The sequence below is a fragment of the Aquirufa originis genome, from assembly GCF_042714495.1.
Lineage (GTDB): Bacteria > Bacteroidota > Bacteroidia > Cytophagales > Spirosomataceae > Aquirufa > Aquirufa originis.
Map to the genome: position 1 here is coordinate 204,779 of NZ_JBBKXY010000003.1, position 23,376 is coordinate 228,154.

The 23,376-nt window shown below is 43.2% G+C and carries 20 protein-coding genes and 1 riboswitch; of the genes, 10 read left to right on the plus strand and 10 right to left on the minus strand.

Annotation, left to right across the window (positions count from 1 at the left end; all coding sequences use genetic code 11):
- Positions 1–76: 76 nt before the first annotated feature.
- Entirely contained in the window at positions 77–3,562 is a 3,486-nt protein-coding gene (locus SKC35_RS09290) for a VCBS repeat-containing protein (RefSeq protein WP_377979113.1), read from the plus strand.
- Here the strand turns inward: SKC35_RS09290 and SKC35_RS09295 are convergent.
- The 3 genes from SKC35_RS09295 to porW are packed head-to-tail and all read right to left on the minus strand — an operon-like array spanning position 3,559 to position 9,376.
- Positions 3,559–5,028: an FG-GAP repeat domain-containing protein gene (locus tag SKC35_RS09295; protein WP_377979114.1), complete on the minus strand. Its 1,470-nt coding sequence runs from the start codon at positions 5,026–5,028 to the stop codon at positions 3,559–3,561. The genes SKC35_RS09290 and SKC35_RS09295 overlap by 4 nt on opposite strands.
- Positions 5,025–7,346 (minus strand): penicillin-binding protein 1A, encoded by a 2,322-nt coding sequence (locus SKC35_RS09300; protein ID WP_377979115.1) that lies wholly within the window; start codon positions 7,344–7,346, stop codon positions 5,025–5,027. Before SKC35_RS09300 ends, SKC35_RS09295 begins: the two co-directional genes overlap by 4 nt.
- Complete coding sequence (porW, locus tag SKC35_RS09305; protein ID WP_377979116.1) at positions 7,343–9,376, minus strand: type IX secretion system periplasmic lipoprotein PorW/SprE; 2,034 nt, start codon at positions 9,374–9,376, stop codon at positions 7,343–7,345. Before porW ends, SKC35_RS09300 begins: the two co-directional genes overlap by 4 nt.
- Before the next feature lie 68 nt (positions 9,377–9,444).
- Here porW and SKC35_RS09310 point away from each other — a divergent pair, with 68 nt between their 5' ends.
- The 5 genes from SKC35_RS09310 to SKC35_RS09330 are packed head-to-tail and all read left to right on the plus strand — an operon-like array spanning position 9,445 to position 15,082.
- Entirely contained in the window at positions 9,445–9,630 is a 186-nt protein-coding gene (locus SKC35_RS09310) for an AtpZ/AtpI family protein (protein WP_130894941.1), read from the plus strand.
- Positions 9,631–9,683: 53 nt separating this feature from the next.
- Positions 9,684–11,540 carry a penicillin-binding transpeptidase domain-containing protein gene (locus tag SKC35_RS09315; RefSeq protein WP_377979117.1) on the plus strand — a complete coding sequence of 619 codons (1,857 nt, stop codon included), beginning with the start codon at positions 9,684–9,686 and terminating at the stop codon, positions 11,538–11,540.
- The gene (rodA, locus tag SKC35_RS09320) at positions 11,537–12,826 is read left to right on the plus strand and encodes a rod shape-determining protein RodA (protein ID WP_377979118.1); all 1,290 of its coding nucleotides are present in this window, start codon (positions 11,537–11,539) and stop codon (positions 12,824–12,826) included. Before SKC35_RS09315 ends, rodA begins: the two co-directional genes overlap by 4 nt.
- Before the next feature lies 1 nt (position 12,827).
- Positions 12,828–14,060, plus strand: a complete 1,233-nt coding sequence (locus tag SKC35_RS09325) for an MFS transporter (RefSeq protein ID WP_377979119.1) — start codon at positions 12,828–12,830, stop codon at positions 14,058–14,060.
- Complete coding sequence (locus SKC35_RS09330) at positions 14,060–15,082, plus strand: hypothetical protein (protein ID WP_377979120.1); 1,023 nt, start codon at positions 14,060–14,062, stop codon at positions 15,080–15,082. The genes SKC35_RS09325 and SKC35_RS09330 overlap by 1 nt, the downstream gene beginning before the upstream one ends.
- Here the strand turns inward: SKC35_RS09330 and SKC35_RS09335 are convergent, their stop codons facing one another.
- The 6 genes from SKC35_RS09335 to SKC35_RS09360 all read right to left on the minus strand — a co-directional run bounded on the left by SKC35_RS09335 (position 15,083) and on the right by SKC35_RS09360 (position 18,420).
- On the minus strand, positions 15,083–15,454 hold the full coding sequence (locus SKC35_RS09335; RefSeq protein ID WP_377979121.1) for a DUF423 domain-containing protein: 372 nt from the start codon (positions 15,452–15,454) through the stop codon (positions 15,083–15,085).
- Between the two features lie 42 nt (positions 15,455–15,496).
- Positions 15,497–16,033: an ATP synthase F1 subunit delta gene (atpH, locus tag SKC35_RS09340; protein WP_130922823.1), complete on the minus strand. Its 537-nt coding sequence runs from the start codon at positions 16,031–16,033 to the stop codon at positions 15,497–15,499.
- 11 nt (positions 16,034–16,044) lie between these two features.
- A complete protein-coding gene (gene atpF, locus SKC35_RS09345; RefSeq protein ID WP_130894948.1) occupies positions 16,045–16,539 on the minus strand; it encodes a F0F1 ATP synthase subunit B in 495 nt (164 codons plus the stop codon).
- Between the two features lie 127 nt (positions 16,540–16,666).
- Complete coding sequence (gene atpE / locus SKC35_RS09350) at positions 16,667–16,912, minus strand: ATP synthase F0 subunit C (RefSeq protein ID WP_130894949.1); 246 nt, start codon at positions 16,910–16,912, stop codon at positions 16,667–16,669.
- A 35-nt stretch (positions 16,913–16,947) separates the two neighbouring features.
- A complete protein-coding gene (gene atpB / locus SKC35_RS09355; protein WP_377979122.1) occupies positions 16,948–18,018 on the minus strand; it encodes a F0F1 ATP synthase subunit A in 1,071 nt (356 codons plus the stop codon).
- A 51-nt stretch (positions 18,019–18,069) separates the two neighbouring features.
- On the minus strand, positions 18,070–18,420 hold the full coding sequence (locus tag SKC35_RS09360) for a hypothetical protein (protein WP_377979123.1): 351 nt from the start codon (positions 18,418–18,420) through the stop codon (positions 18,070–18,072).
- 108 nt (positions 18,421–18,528) lie between these two features.
- Positions 18,529–18,646, plus strand: a riboswitch (SAM riboswitch).
- A 9-nt stretch (positions 18,647–18,655) separates the two neighbouring features.
- On the opposite strand from SKC35_RS09360, the gene SKC35_RS09365 reads away from it, so the two are divergent.
- Together SKC35_RS09365 and SKC35_RS09370 are read left to right on the plus strand one after the other, a co-directional pair.
- Entirely contained in the window at positions 18,656–19,756 is a 1,101-nt protein-coding gene (locus SKC35_RS09365) for a homoserine O-acetyltransferase family protein (RefSeq protein ID WP_377979124.1), read from the plus strand.
- Entirely contained in the window at positions 19,740–20,525 is a 786-nt protein-coding gene (locus SKC35_RS09370) for an SDR family oxidoreductase (RefSeq protein ID WP_377979125.1), read from the plus strand. The genes SKC35_RS09365 and SKC35_RS09370 overlap by 17 nt, the downstream gene beginning before the upstream one ends.
- Here the strand turns inward: SKC35_RS09370 and SKC35_RS09375 are convergent.
- Positions 20,512–21,708 (minus strand): nucleoside permease, encoded by a 1,197-nt coding sequence (locus tag SKC35_RS09375; protein WP_377979126.1) that lies wholly within the window; start codon positions 21,706–21,708, stop codon positions 20,512–20,514. The two genes, SKC35_RS09370 and SKC35_RS09375, sit on opposite strands and share 14 nt — an antisense overlap.
- Positions 21,709–22,000: 292 nt before the next feature.
- Between SKC35_RS09375 and SKC35_RS09380 the strand changes: the two genes are divergently transcribed.
- Both SKC35_RS09380 and SKC35_RS09385 read left to right on the plus strand, forming a co-directional pair.
- Positions 22,001–22,465 carry a DUF3592 domain-containing protein gene (locus SKC35_RS09380; protein ID WP_377979127.1) on the plus strand — a complete coding sequence of 155 codons (465 nt, stop codon included), beginning with the start codon at positions 22,001–22,003 and terminating at the stop codon, positions 22,463–22,465.
- A gap of 47 nt (positions 22,466–22,512) precedes the next feature.
- Positions 22,513–23,340 (plus strand): inositol oxygenase family protein, encoded by an 828-nt coding sequence (locus SKC35_RS09385; RefSeq protein ID WP_377979128.1) that lies wholly within the window; start codon positions 22,513–22,515, stop codon positions 23,338–23,340.
- Positions 23,341–23,376 lie beyond the last annotated feature (36 nt).

Here is a 23,376-nt window from a genome sequence, read left to right on the forward strand (position 1 = left end):
TTGTTCTAATTTTTCTTAAAAAAGGTGGGATATTAATCCCACCTTTTTTATTTTCGCTTAAGTTTAAAATTGCCCTATGAAGCCTATATACGCCTATTTATTCGTTGCTTGTTCCTTATTCGTTTTCTCTTGTAAAAACGCCACTACTTTCGAGCTTTTATCCGGTGATGATACCGGTATTCATTTTTCAAACAAGATCGTGGAGAACGATTCTTTGACCATTTTGAAGTATGAATACCTCTACAACGGAAGCGGTGTGGGTATGGGAGATTTCAATAATGATGGGCTTTTGGATCTCTTTTTCTCTGGATCTCAGGCAAATGCAGCTTTGTATTTAAACAAGGGGGAGATGAAGTTTGAAGAGTTAGGTAAGGCCTCTGGTTTAGATACAAAAGATCGCTGGTGTTCTGGTGTCAGTATTGTGGATATCAATGGAGATGGATTGTTGGATGTATATGTATCTGCGACCATGAAAAATGCAGAACGCGATCGCCAAAACATGCTTTTTGTGAACCAAGGAATTAAGGCCGGGAAACCGAGCTTTAAGGAGATGGCTGCCGATTATGAAATTAACGACAATGGACATAGTGAGCACGCGGCGTTCTTTGATTATGATCGGGACGGTGATTTGGACTTATATGTTTTGACAGACGTAATCGATCAATTCCCATCCTTGTATCGCCCCAAAGTAACCGATGGGTCGTATCCAAATACGGACCGTTTGTACCGCAATGAGTGGTCAAAAGAGAAAAATCACCCCGTGTTTACGAATGTTTCGAAAGAGGTTGGCATTACGATTGAAGGATATGGTTTAGGGATTAATATTTGTGATATCAATCAAGATAATTGGCCAGATATCTATGTGACGAATGATTATGTGTCGGATGATATTTTGTACATCAATAATCACGATGGCACGTTTACAGATCAGGCCAAAGCGTATTTCAAGCATACGAGCTTATCCGCCATGGGTAACGACGTAGCTGATATCAATAACGATGGCCGTCCAGATATCGTAGCTTTGGATATGTTGCCAAAGGACAACGAGCGTAAGAAGCAATTAGCGCCACCTAACAGCTATCAGTCCTACCAAAACAGTGATCTGAATGGCTATACTTACCAGTATATGCGCAATTCTTTGCAGTTAAACGCCGGGAAAAAAGCAGATGGTTCACCCGCGCCTTTTCAAGAAATCAGCTTGATGGCGGGAATGGCGGAGACGGAATGGAGCTGGTGTCCGTCGTTAGCTGATTTTGATAACGATGGCTTCCGCGATTTGATGATTACGAATGGTTTCCCGAGGGACGTAACGGATCGCGACTTCATGTTATACCGAGCTAATTCAGCTCGTTTAGCGTCTGATGCCATTTTGCTAGAGCAGATGCCAGTCATTAAAGTAAATAATTATGCCTTTAAGAATAAGGGAGGTATGCACTTTGACGATGTGAGTGCGGCATGGGGAATACAGCGTCCATCTTTCTCGAATGGAGCTTCTTATGGGGATTTGGATAATGATGGGGACTTGGATTATGTAGTGAATAATATTAATGACGAAGCTTTTGTGTATAAAAATAATACAGTAGAAACGAATGCGGATAAGGGACATTATTTACGGGTGAAGTTTGAGGGCAAAGGCCAAAATACGCAAGGAATTGGAACGCGCATCGAGGGTGTTTATGCAGATGGTACGTATTTCTATTATGAGAATTCGCCTTATAGAGGTTATTTGTCTAGCGTGGAGGCGGTGGCTCATATCGGCTTAGGCGCTAAGCAGAAGATTAAAGAATTGCGGGTTATTTGGCCTAATGATTCGATGCAGGTGATTTTAAAACCGGGTATTGATCAAATTCTGAAAGTGAAAATGAGTGATGCGAAACAACGGTATGTTTCCTTATATCAAACGCATGCCCCGTTATTACAAGATGTGACAGATCAAATGCAATTAACCGATGTGCACAAAGAAATGGACTTTATTGACTTCAATTTCCAAAGTTTGATTCCATTCAAGATGTCTCAACTGGGGCCCGGTGCTTCGGTGGGTGATGTGAATGGCGATGGTTTGGAAGACTTCTTTGTGGGAGGCGCGAAGTTTAATTCAGGTATTTTCTATTTACAACAAGCCACAGGAAAGTTTAGCGCTAAATACCTGGAGGGAGTCGCGGAGAAGAAGGAGAAATTAGGAGAGGACTTAGGTTCGCTCTTAATTGATATGGACCGTGATGGGGATTTGGATTTATACATTGCTAGAGGTGGAACAGAGGGGAAAATAGGAGCAGCGAGTTTTCAAGATGTGGTGTATGCGAATGATGGAAAAGGGAACTTTAGTTTAGTCGCTACGGCCTTACCTAGTTTCACAGAGAGTAATGCGGCGGTGAGAGCGGTGGATTTTGATAAGGATGGCGACTTGGATCTTTTTGTGAGTGGACGTAATGTGCCATTCTCTTATCCGCAAGGAACTCCATCCCGTTTGTTACGCAATGATTCGAAGGCAGGAACGATTAAATATACCGATGCCACAGCTCAATGGGCTCCTGATTTATTGAAACCGGCGCTAGCATGCGATGCGATTTGGACGGATTTGAATAATGATGGCTGGTCTGACTTAGTCGTGGCTGGAGAGTTTATGCCGATTCAGATGTATCAGAATGAGAAAGGCCATTTAGTGAAATTAGAAAAAACAGGATTAGAGGAGATGACAGGACTTTGGGGTTCTGTGGCTGCGGCTGATTTTGACCAAGATGGAGATATGGATTTAGTGGCAGGCAATATGGGTAAAAATACCTTGTTGCGCGCGAATGCGAAACAGCCAGTGGATGTATTGCATGGAGATGTGGATGGAAATGGTGTGTATGATGTATTTCCGTTCGTTTATTTCCAAAGTGCGTCAGGGGTGCCTGTTTCTGCGCCTTTGTTTGGTAAAGATGACGTTCATAAACAATTGAATTCGACGCGTCAGCGCTGGGTGTATTACAAGGATTATGGTAAGATCACGCAAGATGATTTCTTGACGGAGAAAGAAAAAGCGAAAGCGTCTAAATTGTCTTTTACGGAGAATGCCTCGATGTATATCGAGAATCTGGGTGGAGGACATTTTAAAGCGCAGGCTTTGCCAGATATGGCTCAGCTGTCGTCACTGAATGGTATGCAGATTTTGGATATTAATGCGGACGGTTATTTAGATATTCTCTATGTAGGTAATAATTATGCCAATGAAGTGGCCATGGGTCGCTACGATGCGTCGAATGGTGGGGTTCTTTTAGGCAACGGTAAAGGATTTACGTATGCTCAGAATTCAGGGATAATGGTTCCGGCTGATGCGAAATCTTTAGTGGGTATTCAAGTAGGTTCAGAACTAGCGTTTATTGCTCTACAGAATAGAGGGCCAATGAAAGTATTTAAGCCTCAGGGTTCTTTTGTAAAAGCCCCTGTGAAACAAGGTCAATCCTTTAGCTATACCTTAAACGGACATAAACAAAAGATCGATTGGAACTATGGTACTTCTTATTTAAGCCAAAGCGCCAGCGCGCAAGCGTTCATCCCGAAGGGAGCGAAACTGAATTAACGAATCGTATTTCGTAAGAGTCTAATCTGAAGGCCAGGTGTTAGTTTAACGCCTGGCTTTGGTTTTCCAAATTGGTAGTTTCCTAATAAGAGATCGATGTCTCCGTCTTTGTCAAAATCCCCCGCATCCATCGCGATGTAATGCGCATCTTCTGGTACGTTTAGATTGCTGACTTGGAAGGTCATATTTCCTTGGTTTTGGAAATACAGAAACGATTCATTCACTCCTTTGTCGTTTTCTGCGAAGAAAGAAATCAAAGCCATATCCAAGTCGCCATCCCCATCAAAGTCGCGCGCAAGGGTTTTGGAAGCGCCATAAGAAGGGTAGAAGTAGGCTTCCTTGAAATTGTTTTTCCGGTCATTTAAAAATACGTGAACCCCGTGGTAGGCCTTCTTCGAATGCGAATAATCGGCATTGTCGCCATTTGAAATGATGATATCATCGAAGCCATCTTTATTCAGGTCCGCAACTTCCATAAAGCTACTTCCCCAAACGGCATCGAACTGCAAAATGGGTTTTTCGACAAAAAGCCCCATTCCTTTATTGATGAACAACGATACGCCCTCTCTAGCCTGCGCCATTAAGACCAATAAATCGGGTTTCCCATCACCAGAATAATCCTTGATGATAACATTTCTAGAACCAGCTTGGGTTTTTAACAAATGACGTTCCTTTGATTTTCCATCTACCCAAACCAATTGCCCCGCTTCAAAACCATATTCACAAATCAAATAATCCTGTGTTCCATCGCCATTAAAGTCCGCTAATTGCATATCGACGGGACGCTTCAATGAATCCACGAGCTTGTCTAATTTTCCGTCTGATTTCAATTGGTAAAGACTACCTAATTTCTGATCATTAGGATACATTTTGCCTATACCTAGCAAGAAGGTTTTTCCTTGAATGAAGGCGGTATTGACGTTTGGGCTTTGGCTTCTTATTTTTGATTTAACGTGCAGTTTGCTATCCAAAACTACGGTCTCATTTGTGTTCATACCGATCCAAGCTTCTGCTTTTGAGGGATGCACTTTCACGGAGGTTACACCACCTAAGTTGACTTGGGGATAGATGAATGTCTCTTGGGTGAAATGTAAGGGCTTAGTTGAAATGGCACTTCTCGCTTTTTGGGGTAGCGGTTTCTCTGGTGCATTTTTAGTGTAATAATCCACAATGGACTGCCAATCTTCGACGCTCATTTCCGGCGTGTCTGGGTAGATATTTAATTCAACGGCGGATTGAAATTGCTCTTCGGGGATTTTGGTCAATAATTCAAATTTATTGCGCATCCCTAGGCGGTAGGACATTTCGATTAAAACGTGGTCGTTCCAGGTCTTTTTGTCCAAAAGGCTCGGATCCGGGAACTTGTGGCAAGAACTACAGTTTTCTTTCGCGAGTTCTTCACCGGTCTTTTTTGTGCTGCAGGCGAAGGTTAATAAGGCAAGGAATACAAAGGCTACAATTCTCATTCAGGTAAGGCGGTTGCGGTTGAACTAGTCAGGGTGGAATCTCCTCCGATTCCTCCCACACAACTAAAGTCAAAGGCTAAGTTTTCAGGTTTGATAAAAGGCATTTTTTGGTAGCCGTCTAAAGCGAGGGAACGATCCCCGTAGACTTTTTCCATAAATTTCGTGAAGGCTGGCATGGCCATTTTAGCACCCTGTCCTAGTTGAATATTTCTAAAGTGAATACTTCGGTCATCTCCACCTACCCAAACGCCAGTCACTAATTTCTGGGTGACACCCATGAACCAACCGTCGGAGAAGTTCGAAGTGGTACCGGTTTTAGCACCGATTTCATTGCCGGCAGCAATAAAGCTGCGGTTCAATCCTTCGGCCGTTCCACCTGGTTCGCGTACCGCGCCTTGCAACATGAACGTCATCAAATAAGCCGTTTCGGGCTTCATAACGGCTTTAGCAGTAGGAGAGAACTCACGTAACACGACGCCGTTTTTATCCGTAATCTTTAAGATGATAATGGGATCGATTTTTTCCCCTCCATTCGCGAAGGTACTGTAGGCTGACACTTGTTCGAAAACGGATACTTCGGAGGTTCCTAGACACAGAGATGGCCCTTCATAAAGGGAGCTCGTAATACCTGCTTTGTGGGCAAAGTCCGCGATTTTGCTGGCGCCTAAGGCTTTCATTAGTTTAGCCGAAATCGTGTTAATCGAACGACCCATCGCGCGGCGAAGGGTTAAACTTTCGTAACTGTATTTGCCATCGGAGTTTTGGGGAGTCCACGTATCGTTTGTTAATCCATCCTCTGTCCCAAAAGTCACCGGTTCATCCACGTATTTATCGCAAGGAGTAGCAATCTCGTTTTCGATGGCTGCCCCATAAACGAATGGTTTGAAGGTAGAGCCTGGCTGGCGCTTACTTTGGGCGATATGATCATACTTGAAATATTTGTAATTAATGCCGCCGATCCAAGCCTTCACGTGGCCATTCGTAGGATCCATGGACATCATACCTACGTTTAGAATACGTTTGTAGTAGCGCATCGAGTCCAAAGGGCTCAAAGTCGTGTCAATATCCCCGTGGTACGAGAAAACGGTCATTTTGATAGGACGATTCAATTCCTCCCAAACCCGCATCTCATCATTAGTATAGGCCTCCATCAAGTCGCGGTAACGTTGTGTCCGCTTCATGGCTGAAGAAATAAAGCCCTTGATCTCTTGCATTTTTTCGTTCACCCACGGATTTCTGCCAGCCCAATGCTGGTTGAACGTAATTTGCTGGGCCTTCATGTGCTCTTGCACGGCATCTTGCGCATATTTCTGCATCCGCGAATCGATAGTCGTATGAATGCGCAAGCCGCTGGTATACAAATTTAATTGCTGGTCCTCTGGTCGGTCTTTGTTGATCTCTGCTAGTATACCTAAAATTTCCTTGCGGATGGATTCGCGCAAATACGGTGCAGCGCCTGTGTTTTGATTCTCTACTTTGTATTTCAAATTCAAAGGATCAGCCTGCATCTTTTCGGCATCTTCTTCTGTTACATATTCATATTTGGCTAATTGACCTAGAACGGTATTGCGACGTGCCAAAGTACGTTCTGGGCGAATGCGCGGGTCATACAAGGATGGATTTTGTAATAAACCGATCAGGGTCGCCGCTTCTGGGTAGGTGACGGTTTGTACGTTTTTCTGGAAATAGGTGCGACAGGCAACTTGAATACCATAAGCATTATTACCAAAGCTGACCTCATTCAAATACATCGCCAAAATCTCTTGCTTCGTATAGCGACGTTCTAATTTGATGGCCAGAATCCATTCTTTGATTTTGGCAATCGCCGTCTTCAAACCACCCACCTTCATCAGCAAGCCCATATAAATAGGATCGTCTTCCCCGTATTCCAAGGAACGCGTATGGAAGAGGTTCTTCGCTAATTGCTGGGAAATCGTACTACCTCCGCCGGATGTTCCAAAAGAAAACAATACGCGCGCCATAGAGCGCACGTCAATGCCGGAGTGGCTAATGAAACGCGCATCTTCCGTCGCCATCAAGGTGTTCACCAAGATGGGAGATAGTTCCTCAAATTCCACCGGATTACGATTTTCTCTAAAGTATTTGCCTATTTCCTCCCCATCTTCTGAGATCAAAAGAGAGGCTTCTTGGCTCTTCGGGTTTTCTAATTCCTGTAAGCTGGGCATTCCCCCAAAAAGCCACAGAAAATTATAGTTCACCGCCGTAATAAACAGGATGGCAAATAGGAGTGTGCCTCCAAAGATTTTGTAGGCTAAGGTAATTTTATTCAATTTAGATTCCTTTTTAGGTTCTATCATTTGTTAATCAACTTTAGCATTTCAGAAGCTTCTTTTACAAGCGGACTTGCGGGGAATAATTGGACAAAATCTTCCAACATTCGTTTCGCTTCTGTCGTCTCATGTAATCCTGCTTTTGAAAGCGCCATTAAAAATACGATTTTATCTTCCAATTTGCTACCCGGGTAGTTTTGTTGTGCGAATAAACAGGCTTCATAACATTCAGTGAATTGGTCAGCTTTAAAGCGTTCAAAAGCTGCCTCATATTTCTTTTGTGCGAGAATTTCTTTGTTTTCAGACAAGGTGCCATTCTCTAATTTGAGAATCATGGTCTTAAAATAGCTACCAGGGTAGCGTTCAAATAATTGGGAACGGAAGGCCGTTTTCGCTGCGCCTTCATTGCTTAAATAAAGCACATACAAAGCTTCCGCTTCGTAGGCCGTGCTCGGATATTCTGCCAATAAGCGTTTCAGAGTAGTATTTGCTAATTCATTTTCACCTAATTCCAAGCGGGCTAATTTGCCTAATTTGAACAAGGATTCTTCAATCGTTTTTGTGGCTTTTAACTTAGCCGCGGGCGTCGAAGGAATGGCTTTTAGCCAGTTCTCTTCCAGCACTGATGCTGTGCGGACCGTTTTTTCAACGGTTACCGTGCTTGCAACGGCTTGCGTCATCGTGGCGTTTTTGTTTTTTCGATTCCAAAAATCCTCTAGTGATCGATTCCCCCAGCGGTTACTAAATTCTATCGCCCCTTGAATACGGGCTTGTTCGTTATTGAAATAGAAGTTTTGTTGATCTGCGTTAAAGGGGCGTCGGGTAAAAATAGGCGCAGCTGTTTTTTGTACAACGGTTTTAACGGTGTCTTTTTGCTGTTTTAAAAACAAAACGTGCAACGCTTCTGGACTTAGGTTTGCCAAGCGTAGCAAGGAATCTTGCAGACTAATTTGTTTCGCAAAGCCGCTGTAATTCCCCCAGGACTTTTTGAGTTTTTGGGCCTTTGCATAATCGGGATGATTCGCAGGCAGATAGGTAGCGGCGCTATCGTAATAGTGCGCTGCCAGGTCATAATCCTTCATTTGTTTGGCAAATAAACCTCCTAATTGATAGTATAATTCACCTTTGTTAGGATTGTTTTCGCCTCCCTTTTCCCAATTTTCTTTGGCCTTTTTAAAGTCTTTCTTCGTGTAATAGTATTGACCTAATTTAACATAGATGAAAGATTTACTCTCCTCGTTTTTAGGATCCTTCAGCATGTTGAGTAAAGCCTCTAGGTTTCCCTCTTGCTGGTGGATGGCCAGATTTGCCTGCAATTGTAAATCGTAACTCGGTTTGTTGTTTAATACGCCTCGGTAGTTTTCTAAGGCTAAAGTAGGCTGATTATTGTCGCTCAATAACTGCGCCATAATAAAGGAGATGCGCGCTTTTTCTTCGCCTTTTTTCAAGTAGCGCTGAGCCTCTTGTAATACGGCAACGGCTTTAATGGGTTCGTTTAGAAGCTGAAAGGAATAGGCTTTTAAGAGGAGAAATTGTTTTTTCTCGCTTGTATTCAAGGGATTTTCGCTCAGGAATTCTTCTATTTTTTCAGCAGAACTAAATTCCTGTTGTTGCAGATAGATCTCGTATAAGGCGAGTAAAGCCTCCGGTCTGATATCAAGAGAATTAACGTATTTATACGTTTCAATCGCATTTTTTAGGTCATTTTGGTATAACCGACCACGGGCAATTAACAAGTAGGCGTCAATTATAAAATGGGAATTTTGGTGCCGATCAATCACCAAAGAAGCTTTGCGAATCAATTCCTTGATATCTTTTTCATTCCCTTGTTTGAAGCTAGAATCGCGTGGGATGACAATGGGTAAAACGGAATTGTAGCTCTCTTTGCGTTCCTGGAAATATTTTTTCTGAAGTTCTTTATCTAATCTAGAAGCTTGCCAAATGGCATTGTATTTCGCATTCACATTGTGAAAGGCAACGGCCATAGGCTTGTTGCTGTATTGAGAACAAGACCAAGTGCTGAGGGCTAGAAAAAGAATGACAAGACTCCGGTGCATAAGGTTCAAAAGAACTATTTTCAAATTTACGATTTATCTTCCCGAAAATTGGATAATTTTAGGTGAATATGAATTCTTACCAAAAATTCTTGGGCGCCGCATTTCAGATGCTAGTCACCATTGTAGCGGGCGTTTTTGCAGGCCGCTATTTAGATGCTTATTTTTTTACAGACAAGCCCTGGTTTACGATCATTTTCTCGCTGGGATCGATTGCTTTTGCGCTTTTGGCACTCATCAAAAGTCTTCCGAAATAGCGTTCGCAGAAGCGCAGGAAATTCGTTATTTTTGTCATTAAAATCTAATTCATTTGTTTACTCAGCGGCGAAATCTCATCTTCTTGTTCTTCGGCATCGTGGGGCTCCTGTTCCTTGGGAAATTATTTTTCCTACAGGTGATCGATGATACCTATGAAAAAGCCGCAGATAATAACGCAATTCGCAAGATTATCCAGATTCCTTTTAGAGGCGAAGTCTATGACCGTTACGGAAAATTAATTGTCTACAACACGCCAGTGTACGATTTGTACATGATTCCCCGCAAAGCGGTGGTGAAGGATACGAATCATTTTTGTCGGGTTTTTCGGGTGACTAAGGAATATTTTATCAAAACGACTCAGCGCGCTCGTGCCTATTCGAGGGTGAAACCGAGTCTGTTTTTAAAGCATTTGTCCAAGGAAGATTTTGCTAGCGTACAAGATGCGATGGTGGATTTTCCAGGCTTCTTTTTTGAAACCAATGCCTTCCGCACCTACCAATCTCACTCGTTTTCGAATGCCTTAGGTTACGTGGCAGAAATTAGTCCAAATGCCCTAGTGGATCAAAAAGATGATTATTACCGCCAGGGCGACTATGTGGGGATCTCTGGAATAGAGTCCTTTTATGAAGAAACATTACGCGGTCAACGTGGGGTGAAGTACCGCATGGTGAATAGCAATGGGGTAGAAAAAGGGGACTATAAAAATGGCTCATTGAATATAAATCCGGTTTCAGGAAATAATTTGTATACCTCGATTGATCTCTCGATTCAAGAATATGCGGATAGTTTGATGCAGCACAAGGTGGGGAGTTTAGTGGCGATTGAGCCTTCGACGGGGGAAATTTTGGCGATGGTTTCTGCCCCTTCTTACGATGCGAGTCAATTAACGGGGAACAATTTTTCCAAATACTACCAGCAGCTTGCTTTAGATCCAATGAAGCCTTTGCTGAACCGTCCGCCATCGGCTTATTATCGCCCGGGTTCTACCTTTAAACTAGTACAAGCTCTGGTGGGACAGCAATTAGGATTTATAGGGCCAGGAACGGTATTCTCACATGCCGGGGCTCCGGTGAAATGCCATGGCCACGGACCGGTGGATTTGCGCGGGGCGATTCGGGTTTCGTGCAATCCGTATTTCTACCACGCATTTCGTAAGATGATTTACGATAATACAACGGGTGACACCTATGAACGCTCCGCGAAAGGTTTGCAGCGTTGGGCAGATTTAGTGGCTAATTTCGGTTTTGGACGTAAACTAGGGGTCGATTTAGGAAATGAAAAGAAGGGTATTTTGCCCAATGTAGAATATTATAACTCCGTCTACAAAGGCGAAAAAATGTGGAAGTTTTCGAACATTTATTCGATCAGTATAGGAGAGGGAGAAATCGTGGTGAGTCCTTTGAAAATGGCCAATTTAGCGGCGATCATTGCGAATCGGGGCTGGTATATTCCGCCGCATGTGGTGAAAGGTGTGGGACTTCAGAAATCAATTGACCCTTTCTACAAGACGCCAGTGAAGGTAGGGGTAGAGTCTAAATATTTCAATGTCGTCATCGACGGAATGGAAGATGCGGTGACGCACGGAACGGTAGAGGCAGATGGTCGCATTCCGGATATCAAGATGGTGGGTAAGACGGGTACGTCCCAAAACCAAAAAGGTAAAGATCACTCCATCTTCATCGCCTTCGCTCCACGCGATAATCCGAAGATTGCGATTGCGGTATTTGTGGAGAACGCCGGTTTTGGGGGATCTGCAGCGGCACCGATTGCCTCTTTAGTGGTAGAAAAATACTTGAAACGAAAAGTCGACCGCAAGGCGGTGGAAACCAAGTTTATGAATATGAATTACCTGCCTAATGCCTACAGTGTGGTACGCAAAAAGGCAGCCCCAGATTCCAAGAAAAAATGACAGATTCGAATCACATACAAGGCCGGATTGACTGGATCACTGTGGGGTTCTACGTCTTGTTCGTGGGCTTAGGCTGGTTGAATATTTATTCGGCTGTATACAGCCCGGACGCCCCATTGGCTTTTTCTGATCCCGCTTTTTATAATTCCAACGCGGGTAAGCAACTCGTTTGGATCGGGACAAGTTTCGTATTAATCGTCTGCATTCTGGTGATTGATTTTCGTTTTTTCGAATCCTTTGCCCTCTTTATTTACCTCGGTTTATTGCTACTGTTAATCGCCGTACCTTTTCTCGGGGTAACCATTAATGGTTCCCATTCGTGGTTTAAATTTGGGTCTGTGACCATCCAACCGGCGGAGTTTGCGAAAACAGCCACGGCTTTGCTCCTCGCTAAATACTTGAATGATCCTTTAGTGAACCTAACTAAATTCCCTTTTCAATGGAAAGCAGCGCTCATTATCGGTATCCCGATGATATTAATCATCGGTTCGAACGAGACGGGGTCTGCCTTGGTATTCGCCTCGTTTATGATTTTGTTATACCGAGAGGGTTTGCCGGGGGCTTTTCCTGCCTTGTTTATTGGTGGCATTGTCTTGTTCGTCTCTGCTTTATTAGTCCAGGCGTGGATCATCTTAGTCGTTTTAGTTGTTTTAGCAGGACTTTTAGTCTTATTTATGCCCATCTATATGCAACGGGATCCGAAGACCTATTTGCGTCTATCAGGAGCCATAGCCTTAATTATGACGCTTGCTTTATTAGTGGATTGGGTGGTGAATAATGTGTTGAAAGAACACCAGAGAAACCGAATTCGGGTTTTGATTGATCCCGGTTTTGATCCCCGAGGTTTAGGTTATCAGGTGACGCAATCGAAGATTGCGATTGGTTCAGGTGGATTTTGGGGCAAAGGATTTTTAGGCGGTACTCAGACGAAATTCGATTTCGTTCCGGAGCAAAGTACGGATATGGTTTTCTGTACGATAGGGGAAGAGCACGGTTTCGTAGGTGTGATGTTGATGATCTTTTTCTTCTTGGGTTTCCTGTGGCGATTGATGTATTTAGCGGACTTGCAGCGTTCCCGATTTGCCAGAGCTTATGGATTCGGATTAGTAGGAATTCTGTTTTTTCACTTTTTAGTTAATATAGGGATGACGATCGGTTTGATGCCCATTATGGGGATACCCTTGCCTTTCTTCAGTTACGGCGGGTCCTCTTTGTGGTCCTTCACTATTTTACTATTTATCTTTTTAAAGTTAGACTCTCACCGGTCTGATATGCTTTCTCGCTAGTATGGAAAACGAAACAATTTCTGCCAAAGCCAAAATGCTCATCGCCGTCGCCGCACTCGGCTACTTCGTGGATGTGTATGACCTCATCTTATTTTCTGTGGTTAGAAATCCAAGCCTGATTAGCCTTGGCCTGAAAGGGGATGACTTGTTGAATCAAGGCTTAAACCTGATGAATGTGCAGATGGGCGGGATGTTGCTGGGTGGAATTTTGTGGGGCATTTATGGCGATAAGAAAGGACGTAAATCGGTTTTGTTCGGGTCTATTCTTTTGTATTCAGCTGCTAACGCCCTAAATGGATTAGTGACGGATTTGAATACGTATGCTTTTTTGCGTTTTATCGCTGGGATAGGTTTAGCGGGAGAATTAGGTGCCGGGATTACCTTGGTGAATGAAACTTTACCGCCATCTAAGCGAGGCATCGGGACTTTAATCATTGCCGGTGTGGGTGCGGCAGGTGCTGTTTTTGCCCCCATTATTGCCGGCTTGAGTTCGGATCCAGAATGGTGGAGATCTTGCTATTTTATTGGTGGTGGAATGGGATTAGCCCTTCTGTTATTGCGTTTAGGTACCTTTGAATCTTCAATGTATACGGAGATGGATGACAAAGTGGAAAGGGGTAATTTCTTTCAGCTCTTTTCGAATGGTGCCACTTTCAAGAAGTACTTGTATTGCATTTTGATGGGATTGCCCATCTGGTACATCATCGGTATTCTCGTTTTCTCAGCACCAGAGATCTCCAAACTGATCGGTATCGATGGAAAGATTAGCGGAGGTGACGCCATTATGTTTTGCTATCTAGGACTTGCATTAGGAGACTTTGCTTCGGGTGCCTTAAGTCAGTGGCTGAAAAGCCGAGGAAAGGCGGTTTTAACGTATTTATTTATCGCCGTGGGTATTTGTGTGTATTATCTGTTTGGGATGTCGAATATTACCACGACGCATGCCTATGTGATGATTACGCTCTTAGGCTTCTTTGGGGGCTATTGGGCGGTGTTTTTGACCTATTCGTCTGAGCAGTTTGGTACAAATGTGCGGATGACCGTGACAACGACGGTGCCAAATTTTGTGCGTGGAGCTTTGATTCCTATTTCCTTGCTCTTCAAGTTTTTGATTCCATCTGTGGGCTTGATTCACGCTGCCGCTTATGTAGGGGTTTTATGCTTTGCTTTGGCGATCTACTCCGTTATTCAACTGAAAGAAACGTTCGGTAAATCTTTAGACTACACGGAATAATGGCGCTCATCTCGAAGAAGAAAAATCTGTATCGGATTAATCAGCAGCTGCGGCGGTATTTGCATAAATACAACCGGGAGCACGCGATGAATATCAGTTATGCGGATTTGTTGCGCTATGATAATGCGATCGTGCTGTATGATAAGAATGAGGTGGAAACGCTTTGGGAGACCGTATTTTATTCGCCAGGAGATCAGGAAGAGGTGTATGAGGCACTAAAGCAGATCTATGCGGATTTAAAAACGGATGGGAATGAGGAGGTTATCAAGCACTTAGTGATCGATCGCGTGGATTATTGCACCTATGGCAATACACACCCTTTCCGGATTCGGATTGTGAACCGGGTGAATGATAACTTTGATTATTTCTACATTAAAATCGCGGATGCCTCTCGCGTGTATGGCCTAGAATTAGAGCATATTTTATCGCCAAACCGCATCAACTACGTCACCTGCGATAATACACTTGTCGAGGAGCACATTGCCGGTGTGCCTGGCGATGCCTTTTTAAAGCAAGATTTGGAGACGGATTTAGAGTCGCCTATTCGTCTTGCCAAAGAGTTTGTGAAGTTCAACGAGCGTTGCCTTGTACAACTATTGGGCGATATGCACAGCGCTAACTTTGTCATTATTACGACTCCGGATTTTGAGGAGATTTATTACCGGATTCGCCCGATTGACTTTGATCAGCAGTGTTACGAAGGCAAAAAAACGGTGTACCTTCCGCAGTATTTCAAGCAAAATAATGCCTTAATTGAGTTAGGGATGAAGTACATGACGCCGGAATCGGTTTGGCAATACCAGATTGAAGAGCGTTCAATGATTTCCTCTCGTTTGAAGTCAGAAAGCCAGCGCGTGTACGATTTAATGAACGTGATGGCGAAAGATGAGATTGCGCCGCCAGAAAATGTGGAACAATTGAAAACAGAATTAGCGAAGCATTATGAAGATGATCGCTTTTTGAAGTGCCAAACGATGGGAGAGATCGTGTGGTTAAGCCTTGAATTAGTGATGCGTCACTAATTACTTTTTAAAGATGGACCACATCATCAGTCCATATCCCATAAGGAAGCACAATCCTCCGATAGGGGCCACTGCTCCGAATATCCCTAGATTAGTTAAGCAGATCAAATACAAAGAACCCGGAAAGATAAGGCAGCCAGCAAAATGAAAATAGGCCGCTGTCTTCAAGTGCTTATTGCTAAAGTTCATCTGCCAAACTCCTAAGATCAACAACGTAATTCCTCCATACATTTGGTAGCGTGCTGCTGTCTCAAATGTTTCTAGGCGATTAATCTCGCGTAAATAGTCCTTCCACGCGTGTGCTCCAAAAGCCCCTAAGGCAACGGAAAGTCCTGCAATTAATGAACCGGAAAAGAGCGAGAATTTTTTCATGGAAGGGTGATAAAAAAAGGCCTTGTTTCCAAGGCCTTTCCTTTAAGATGCTAAAGAAACTTTTAAATCGTTCAGCTTCCGCTTGATCGAATCATCAATCTGTTGGTCGCCTACTTTCAAAATGAATCCACCAATCAGGCTTTCATCAATTTGTTCGATCAATTCTACTTCTTTACCGGTGTAGTCTTTAACGATTTTCGCTACCGTAGCTTTTTGATCTGCTGTTAAAGTAGAAGCAGTGGTAACCGTTGCTTTTTGGATTCCTTTGTAATCCGTGTACATCGAGATGAATTCTTTTGCCACCGCAGGAAGAATCTTCTCGCGGTTTTTGTTCGTGATGATCACGAAGATTCCGTAGGTAACTGGATTGAATTTATCCTTAAATAGCTTCGCTAGGATAGCTAATTTCGTATAATGCTTAATGATTGGGCTCTTTAGCGCTAACACTAATTCGTGACTGGCGTCGCAAGTTTCTGCGAAATCAATCATGTCTTTAGCTACTGCCTCTACCGCGTTCTTTTCGATCGCGAAGTCTAGCAGGGATTTAGCGTAACGGTGAGCTACAATTAATTCTGACATGGTCTATGCGATTAAGATAATTTAACGTCAGCCATCCACTCAGTCACTAATTTTTCCTGAGCTGCTTTGTCTTTTAATTGGCTTTTTAACACTTTCTCCGCTAAGTCTAACGAAAGAGAAGCTGCTTCCTTACGGATCGCTGCTACTGCACTTGCTTTCTCTTGTTCGAATGCTACGCGTGCTTTTTCGATTTCTTGGTTAGCGGCTGTTTGTGCATCTAATTTAGCTTGAGAGATCATCGCATCGGATGCTTCTTTCGCTTGTTTGATCAACGCATCACGTTCAGCACGTGCTGAAGTGATTAATTGCTCATTACCTGCTTTCAATTCGGCCATTTCAGCACGTGTTGTTTCAGATAATTTGATAGCCTCGTCGATTGATTGCTCGCGCTCAGCTAACGATTGAATGATCGGTTTCCAAGCAAATTTGGCTAAAAGGAAGAATAGAATTCCAAAGACAATTAGTTGCCAGAAGATAAGTCCAAAGTCTGGGGTGATTAACTCCATAGTATGTTCATTTTTTGTAAATCGTGTCAAAAAACGCAATTTGGCACCTAATGTAAACCAAATTGCGTTTTAAATGGGGGTAGAATCTGATGCAAAGGCTAACCCTTTGGGGATTCTGGTTGGTTTCTTATTTCAAAGTAACCAATAGACAAATTACAGCAGCGAATAACGCAACCGCCTCAACGAAGGCCGCAACGATTAACATCGCACCTTGAATTTTTCCAGACGCTTCTGGTTGACGAGCGATAGCTTCCATAGCAGAACCACCGATACGACCGATACCCATTCCAGCTCCTAAAGCAGCTAAACCAGCACCAATACCTGCAAGACCAAGACCTACAGAAACTTCTAATAAAATCGATAAAATAGACATACGATTTGGGTTTATATAAAAAAATAATTTACAAATTAATGGTGATGCTCTTCTACCGCTGCTCCGATGTAGGTCGAAACTAACATCGTAAAGATGAAGGCTTGAATGAAGGCAACAATTAGCTCAATTACGTTCATGAAAAGCGAGAAAGGAACTACTGCTAGACCTAAAGCCGCGTTTTCAAAAATGAAAATCAAGGATACTAAACTTAATAAAATGATGTGACCCGCTGTAATGTTCGCAAACAAACGAACCATTAAAGAGAAAGGCTTCATGAAGATACCTACAATCTCTACCGGCGTTAAAATAACTAACATCCACTTAGGAACACCTGGCATCGCGAAAATGTGCGTCCAATAAGTCGAACGGCCATTGAAGTTTGTTACAAAGAACGCGATAATCGCTAATACTAAAGTAACTGCTATATTTCCAGTCAAGTTCGCGCCACCTGGGATCAAACCTAACATGTTATTAAACCAAATAAAGAAGAAGATCGTCAATAAATACGGCATGAAACGACGGTAGTGTTTCTCGCCAATGTTATTCTTGGCAATTTCATCGCGTACGAAAATGATGATCGGTTCGAACATCGACTGCAATCCTTTAGGAGCTCTGTGAGGATTTTCTTTGTATTTGCGACCGATACCGATGAAGATAGTCAATAATAAAACCGCTGAAAGCAACAAAGAAGCTACGTTCTTGGTGATAGAGAAGTCATAAACTTTCTCGCCATTCTCTGCGTGAATCTTTCCGTGCTCTAAAACGAAACCGTTGTAAGGAATTTCTTCGTGGTGTTCGTTTTTGAAATTAGATGACGAGAACACTTGAACACCTGCTGATGTTGTGTACACGATGCAAGGCAAAGGTAAAGTCGCATGGAAATGGCCAATCGTGAAGAAATGCCAATCGTGCTCATCCGCAATGTGGTGAAGAATTAATTTACCTGGATCAAATTTTTCAGATGGAGCTTCGTGTGCTGCAGGAGCAGCTGCGTGAGCCGCCGTATCTGCGTGAGCAGAATCGTGCGCTACAACTGGTTCGTTTGCGAACACATTAAGGCTAATAAAGCTTAAGAAAAGCCCTAGTAGTATATTCGAAAAGTACATTTTTTGTGTTGAAGTCTTGACCTGCATCTGAAACATTAATCTTGCTATTTTCTAAAAACGTCGCAAGTTACGAAGCAAACCAAAAATTTCAAAATTTGTACTACATAAATAGAGTACAAAAAAGTTGCTCACGAACAAGATAAGGTTTGGGGTGTGGATATAGGCGAAGAAACCGATAAAAACGACGCTTAAAATAAAGCGAATCGTCAAGGAAATCATCTGAAAAGGAATGAATTTCTCGCCTTCGTTTTTCAAACCGAGTTGGGCGAGGTTGAAGGTCAAATAGGTTTGGAACAACAGAAAGACAAAGATGAATTTCAAGTCCGGGTGTAAATAGGTTAGGAATGAGGTCTGTGCAAGAGCATACAGAATACCACCTAGAAGACCGTAAAAAATCGCCATTTTTAACATGGGACAAATATCGGTAGAAAGGAATTAATCGGCAAAGTTTTTGGAAAAAAGCGATTTCGGCTGTTAATTGCATCCTCAAATCAAAAAGCCTCGCTTGTTGATTTATAAAGAAGAAGGGAGAGACTAGGCTCAATGAACTTCTGGCAACCCGTCTGCAATTGCAGACCCCGGTGCTAATTCCTACCCCAGGCGGTGCCTGTTTAGGGAAATATAAACCATTTTGTGCATGCAAGCTGAGTTTCATCATTTTCATTCCGCGTCCCCATTTGCCCTTGAATTAGGGGGAGAATTACCTGCTTTGGATTTAGCTTACCAAACCTGGGGCAAACTCAACGCTAAAAAAGACAATGTGGTCTGGATTTGCCACGCCTTCACCGGAAGTCACGATGTGGCAGAATGGTGGCAAGGCCTCGTAGGTCCAGGAAAACTGTTTAATCCGGAGAATAATTTAATTGTCTGCGTGAATATTTTGGGTTCTCATTATGGTTCGTCTGGCCCTTTAACCGTCGATCCGAGAACCGGCAAACCTTATTTTCACTCGTTTCCGGACGTGACGATTCGCGACGTGGTTTCTAGTTTCGAGATTCTGCGCAAGGAATTGAAGATTAATCGCATCAAAACCTGCATTGGAGGCTCTCTTGGAGGTCAGCAAGCGGTAGAATGGGCGATTGTGAATCCCGGTTTAATCGAAAATCTTATTTTAGTAGCGACGAACGCCGTGCATTCACCTTGGGGAATCGCCTTTAATGAGTCCCAAAGAATGGCCATCGAAGTCGACCCCTCTTGGAAAGAATCACAGCCTAAAGCCGGTTTAGAAGGGATGAAGGCTGCTCGTGCGACCGCTTTGATCTCTTACCGGAATTACGAAACCTATCAAATTACTCAAGCACGTAAGGAAAATACCTATGGTTCTTCCCTTCGTGCCGTTTCCTATCAGCGCTACCAAGGCGAGAAATTAGCCCAACGCTTCAATGCCTATTCTTATTTTCAGTTATCGAAGATGATGGATTCGCAGGATGTGGGTAGAAATCGCGGTGGAGCCATTGCTGCATTGAAACTGATTCAATCAAAAACGCTGGTCATTGGTATTAAATCCGATGCCTTGTTCCCGATTGTGGAGCAAGAGTTTTTGGCTAAATACATTCCCGATGCCTCTTTCCATGTCATCGACTCCCTGTATGGGCACGATGGATTCTTAATCGAAAGTGGATTGATGACCAAAGCCGTTCGATTATGGCAGAAATTACAACGCCTCGAAGTCAATCCGATGGCTGATTTCTTCCAAGCATTAGAAGCAAAACTCGCATCCCATGAAATTTCACAATAAAGTTGTTTGGATTACAGGTGCTTCCTCTGGAATCGGTGAAGCCTTAGCCTACGCTTTTGCGGCAGAAGGCGCGCTGTTAGTTTTGTCAGCGCGAAGAGAAGCCGAATTGCAGCGGGTTGCCAAAGCCTGCGACAATGCCTACGTGCTTCCTTTCGACATGCTTTCCTTGTCAGAACACGCAGATCGAGTGCAGGATGTCATTCAAACCTATGGTCGTATCGATTATTTGGTTTTGAATGCCGGAGTTTCTCAGCGTTCTTTTGTAAAAGATACGGAATTCGACGTGTATCGCCGTCTTTTTGAGGTGAATTTCTTTTCGATTGTCTCTTTGACACAGGCTGTTTTGCCTGTCTTTACCGCCCAAAAATCGGGCGTTTTTGTTCCGATTGCTTCGGTCGCTGGACGTATTTCTACTCCGCGTAGAGCCGCTTATGGTGCGACGAAACACGCGTTAATCGGATTCTTTGATTCAGTTCGCGCGGAGGTTTTCAATGATGGCATTCGCGTGACCACGATTTTGCCGGGTTACATCAAGACGAATATTTCCTTACACGCTATGAACGAGAAAGGGGAGGCCTATGGAAAGATGGATCCGAATCAGGCCAAAGGCTTAGATCCCAACGTTACCGCACAGAAAATCTTGCAAGCCGTGCTAGCAGAGAAAAATGAATTCTTTGTAGGAGGTTTCCTCGAAGGATTTGGCCTATTCGTTAAGCGCTTCTTTCCTTCGATTATGCCTTTTATGCTTCGGAAGATTAAGAATACGTAGGTTTACTTTTACTCTCGCTAAAGAAGAACACGAATAATAGTAGCACGACTCCTGCAATCGCAGCCGGAACCATCCAAACCGCTTGCCAATTCTTGACGTCATTTATAGTATAATAATCTAATACGATTCCTGATAGCTTAGAGCCAATTCCCATTCCGATACCATAGGTGGCAAAAGTGATGAGGCCTTGTGCGGAATTCTTGATTTTCTCGCCGGCTTTTTGGTCCGTATAAATCTGTCCCGTCACAAAGAAGAAATCGTAGCAAACGCCGTGCAGAATAATCCCGATATACAGGATCCATTCACTCGAAATCCCATCCCCATAACCGAAGCATAGGAATCGAATAATCCACGCCACAAGTCCCACTACGAGCATTTTCTTAACCCCTAACCGCGTAAAGGCGATCGGAATTAACAACATGAAAATCACTTCAGAAGCCTGTCCTAAGGACATTTTGTTCTCTACATTGCTCATGTGTGCATCCGTTAAGGATGGATTTGCCATCGCATAATAGAAGGACAACGGAATGCAGATCAGAATGGAAGAAATAAAGAAGATCAAGAACGAGCGGTCTTTGAAAAGCTTCAGTGCATCTAAACCCAAAATTTGTGCCACAGAAGCGTTCTTGTCGCCTTTTGGAGGCGTATTGGGTAAGGTAAACGAGTATATTCCTAATAGGAAGGAGGTGTACATCGCGATCTCAAAAATGGCCACCTTGTCTCCAAGGGCATAAAATCCAATAATATTCGTCACCACAATCCAGGCGATGGTTCCGGTCACTCGGATGCTAGGGAATTCCTTTTCTGGATTGGACATTTGGTTCATGGCAATCGAATTCGATAAGGCCAAATTAGGGGCGAAGCATAAGGTATAGGCTAAAATATACCAAAAGAAGGCCTCAGGATCTCTCTCTAAACTCAAGAAGTAGAGGATTACACCACCCAAAATATTCAAAATGCCCATCACTTTTTGAGCAGCAAAAAAGCGGTCAGAAATCAGGCCCACAAAGAAGGGAGCAAAGATGGAAGCAATCGCAAAAGTGGTGTAAGCATTTCCCACTTGATCGCCCGTAGCGTGTAAATTATCTAATAAGTATTTACTCATTTGACCATACCAGGCGCCCCATCCGAAGAACATTAGGAACATCATGGACATGAGTTGGAATTTTACACTACTTTTCATCGTTTTTTAGGTTTAGAGAGACCAAAAATACAAATTTGTGTGATATTTAAAATTTTCTGAAAATATATTTTTCGGCCATTTTGTCGGTTTTCGAATACCTGTTTTCTGTATTTTTTCTATTTTTTCGAAAGATGAGTCTGTTTTTGCATCGGGTTTTTGTAATTATGGCAAAAATCTCATTTTATCCCCTAAAAACACTACTAGACTCCACTTTTCGCTATCGGGCTATTTATTTGATAATCAGTATTATTTGTCGTTTTTTTGAGGACTGAATTGTTTTCAGCCCCTCATTATGTTCGGAATCTTATTAATATCGGCGCGGCCAACAGGCGAATTTCACGGATCGATGCCCTTGTTTTTGGGAGCATTTACGGTGATCTCCGTGGTATTAATTGGTTTTGGGATAGTTCTTTTTAAAAAGCGCAAAGAGTGGGTCCACAATTCAAAGATGACTTACGGAAAAATCGTTGAAATTTCGAAGCGTTATTCCCGCGATGACCATAGCGGTCGCTTCCCTATTTATTTCCCGATTGTCTCCTATTATGTGAATGGTTTAGAATTTAGACGCGAAGCGGACAAAGGTTTGGCCAAAAACTGTGAAATAGGGCAAGAAATTCCCGTTCGTTACCTATCTGAGAACCCCTACGAAGCCTCTTTGGCAGAAAATACCGTTCCCGGCTTAAATCCATCGATCTTCTTTGCGATGGGCCTGTTGATGCTTGCCAGCGCGATCATTCTATTGATCATGAAATCCTAATTTCATTTTTCGAAGCCTTTTTGTAAATTAGTCCAAAATCTAGGACGATGGAAACCCCTATTAAAGAAAAAGAGCAGTTCAGAAATTACGATCAAGGTGATATTACTGCTGCTGTAAAAGAACATTACCGCAAGATGCGCTCTCGCCAAACATATGAATATGTTCAGCGCATGAAGGCCAAATACCTCACCTTCGAGCGTCCCATGGATTTATGGGAAATGATGGAGCGCTTAAACGTCCTCATCGATGTTTCCGATCCGGATTTAAATCTACCTAACATTATTCACCTTTTGCAATCCGCAGAAGGCATGCGCGCGGACAATCGCCCTGATTGGATGCAGTTAGTGGGCCTAATCCACGATTTAGGCAAGGCAATGTACCTGTTCGGGTCTGACGAAGATGGCACCTCGCAAGCCGAACAATGGGGATTAGTAGGTGATGTGTTCGTCGTAGGCTGCAAACTTCCAGACTCTTGTGTTTATCCAGAGTTCAACGCCTTGAATCCTGATATGCAAGACCCTCGTTACAATACCGAATTAGGCATTTATGAAACAGGCTGTGGTCTAGACAATCTTCATCTGGCTTGGGGACACGACGAGTATTTATATCAAGTGCTGAAAAATCACTCATCAAATTCGATTCCCGAAGCAGGAATGGCCATGATTCGGTATCATTCGTTCTATCCTTGGCACTCAGGCGGTAGCTATAAAGCTTTGTTAAACGAAAAGGACGCGCAATACCTTGAGTGGATCCGCGACTTTAATCAATACGATTTGTATACCAAATCCCCAGTGATTCCGGTGTATGAGGAATTGAAGGCGTATTATAAGCCGATTGCGGAGAAGTATCTCGGTAAAGGGCCCATATATTGGTAATATAGTTCAGGCTCCTAGAAAACGGCGCAAGCACAT

Coding starts and splice junctions, on each gene's coding strand:
- SKC35_RS09290 (WP_377979113.1), top strand. CDS start 77: ATGAAGCCTATATACGCCTATTTATTCGTTGCTTGTTCCTTATTCGTT.
- SKC35_RS09295 (WP_377979114.1), bottom strand. CDS start 5,028: ATGAGAATTGTAGCCTTTGTATTCCTTGCCTTATTAACCTTCGCCTGC.
- SKC35_RS09300 (WP_377979115.1), bottom strand. CDS start 7,346: ATGATAGAACCTAAAAAGGAATCTAAATTGAATAAAATTACCTTAGCC.
- porW (WP_377979116.1), bottom strand. CDS start 9,376: ATGCACCGGAGTCTTGTCATTCTTTTTCTAGCCCTCAGCACTTGGTCT.
- SKC35_RS09310 (WP_130894941.1), top strand. CDS start 9,445: ATGAATTCTTACCAAAAATTCTTGGGCGCCGCATTTCAGATGCTAGTC.
- rodA (WP_377979118.1), top strand. CDS start 11,537: ATGACAGATTCGAATCACATACAAGGCCGGATTGACTGGATCACTGTG.
- SKC35_RS09325 (WP_377979119.1), top strand. CDS start 12,828: ATGGAAAACGAAACAATTTCTGCCAAAGCCAAAATGCTCATCGCCGTC.
- SKC35_RS09330 (WP_377979120.1), top strand. CDS start 14,060: ATGGCGCTCATCTCGAAGAAGAAAAATCTGTATCGGATTAATCAGCAG.
- SKC35_RS09335 (WP_377979121.1), bottom strand. CDS start 15,454: ATGAAAAAATTCTCGCTCTTTTCCGGTTCATTAATTGCAGGACTTTCC.
- atpH (WP_130922823.1), bottom strand. CDS start 16,033: ATGTCAGAATTAATTGTAGCTCACCGTTACGCTAAATCCCTGCTAGAC.
- atpF (WP_130894948.1), bottom strand. CDS start 16,539: ATGGAGTTAATCACCCCAGACTTTGGACTTATCTTCTGGCAACTAATT.
- atpE (WP_130894949.1), bottom strand. CDS start 16,912: ATGTCTATTTTATCGATTTTATTAGAAGTTTCTGTAGGTCTTGGTCTT.
- atpB (WP_377979122.1), bottom strand. CDS start 18,018: ATGTACTTTTCGAATATACTACTAGGGCTTTTCTTAAGCTTTATTAGC.
- SKC35_RS09360 (WP_377979123.1), bottom strand. CDS start 18,420: ATGGCGATTTTTTACGGTCTTCTAGGTGGTATTCTGTATGCTCTTGCA.
- SKC35_RS09365 (WP_377979124.1), top strand. CDS start 18,656: ATGCAAGCTGAGTTTCATCATTTTCATTCCGCGTCCCCATTTGCCCTT.
- SKC35_RS09370 (WP_377979125.1), top strand. CDS start 19,740: ATGAAATTTCACAATAAAGTTGTTTGGATTACAGGTGCTTCCTCTGGA.
- SKC35_RS09375 (WP_377979126.1), bottom strand. CDS start 21,708: ATGAAAAGTAGTGTAAAATTCCAACTCATGTCCATGATGTTCCTAATG.
- SKC35_RS09380 (WP_377979127.1), top strand. CDS start 22,001: ATGTTCGGAATCTTATTAATATCGGCGCGGCCAACAGGCGAATTTCAC.
- SKC35_RS09385 (WP_377979128.1), top strand. CDS start 22,513: ATGGAAACCCCTATTAAAGAAAAAGAGCAGTTCAGAAATTACGATCAA.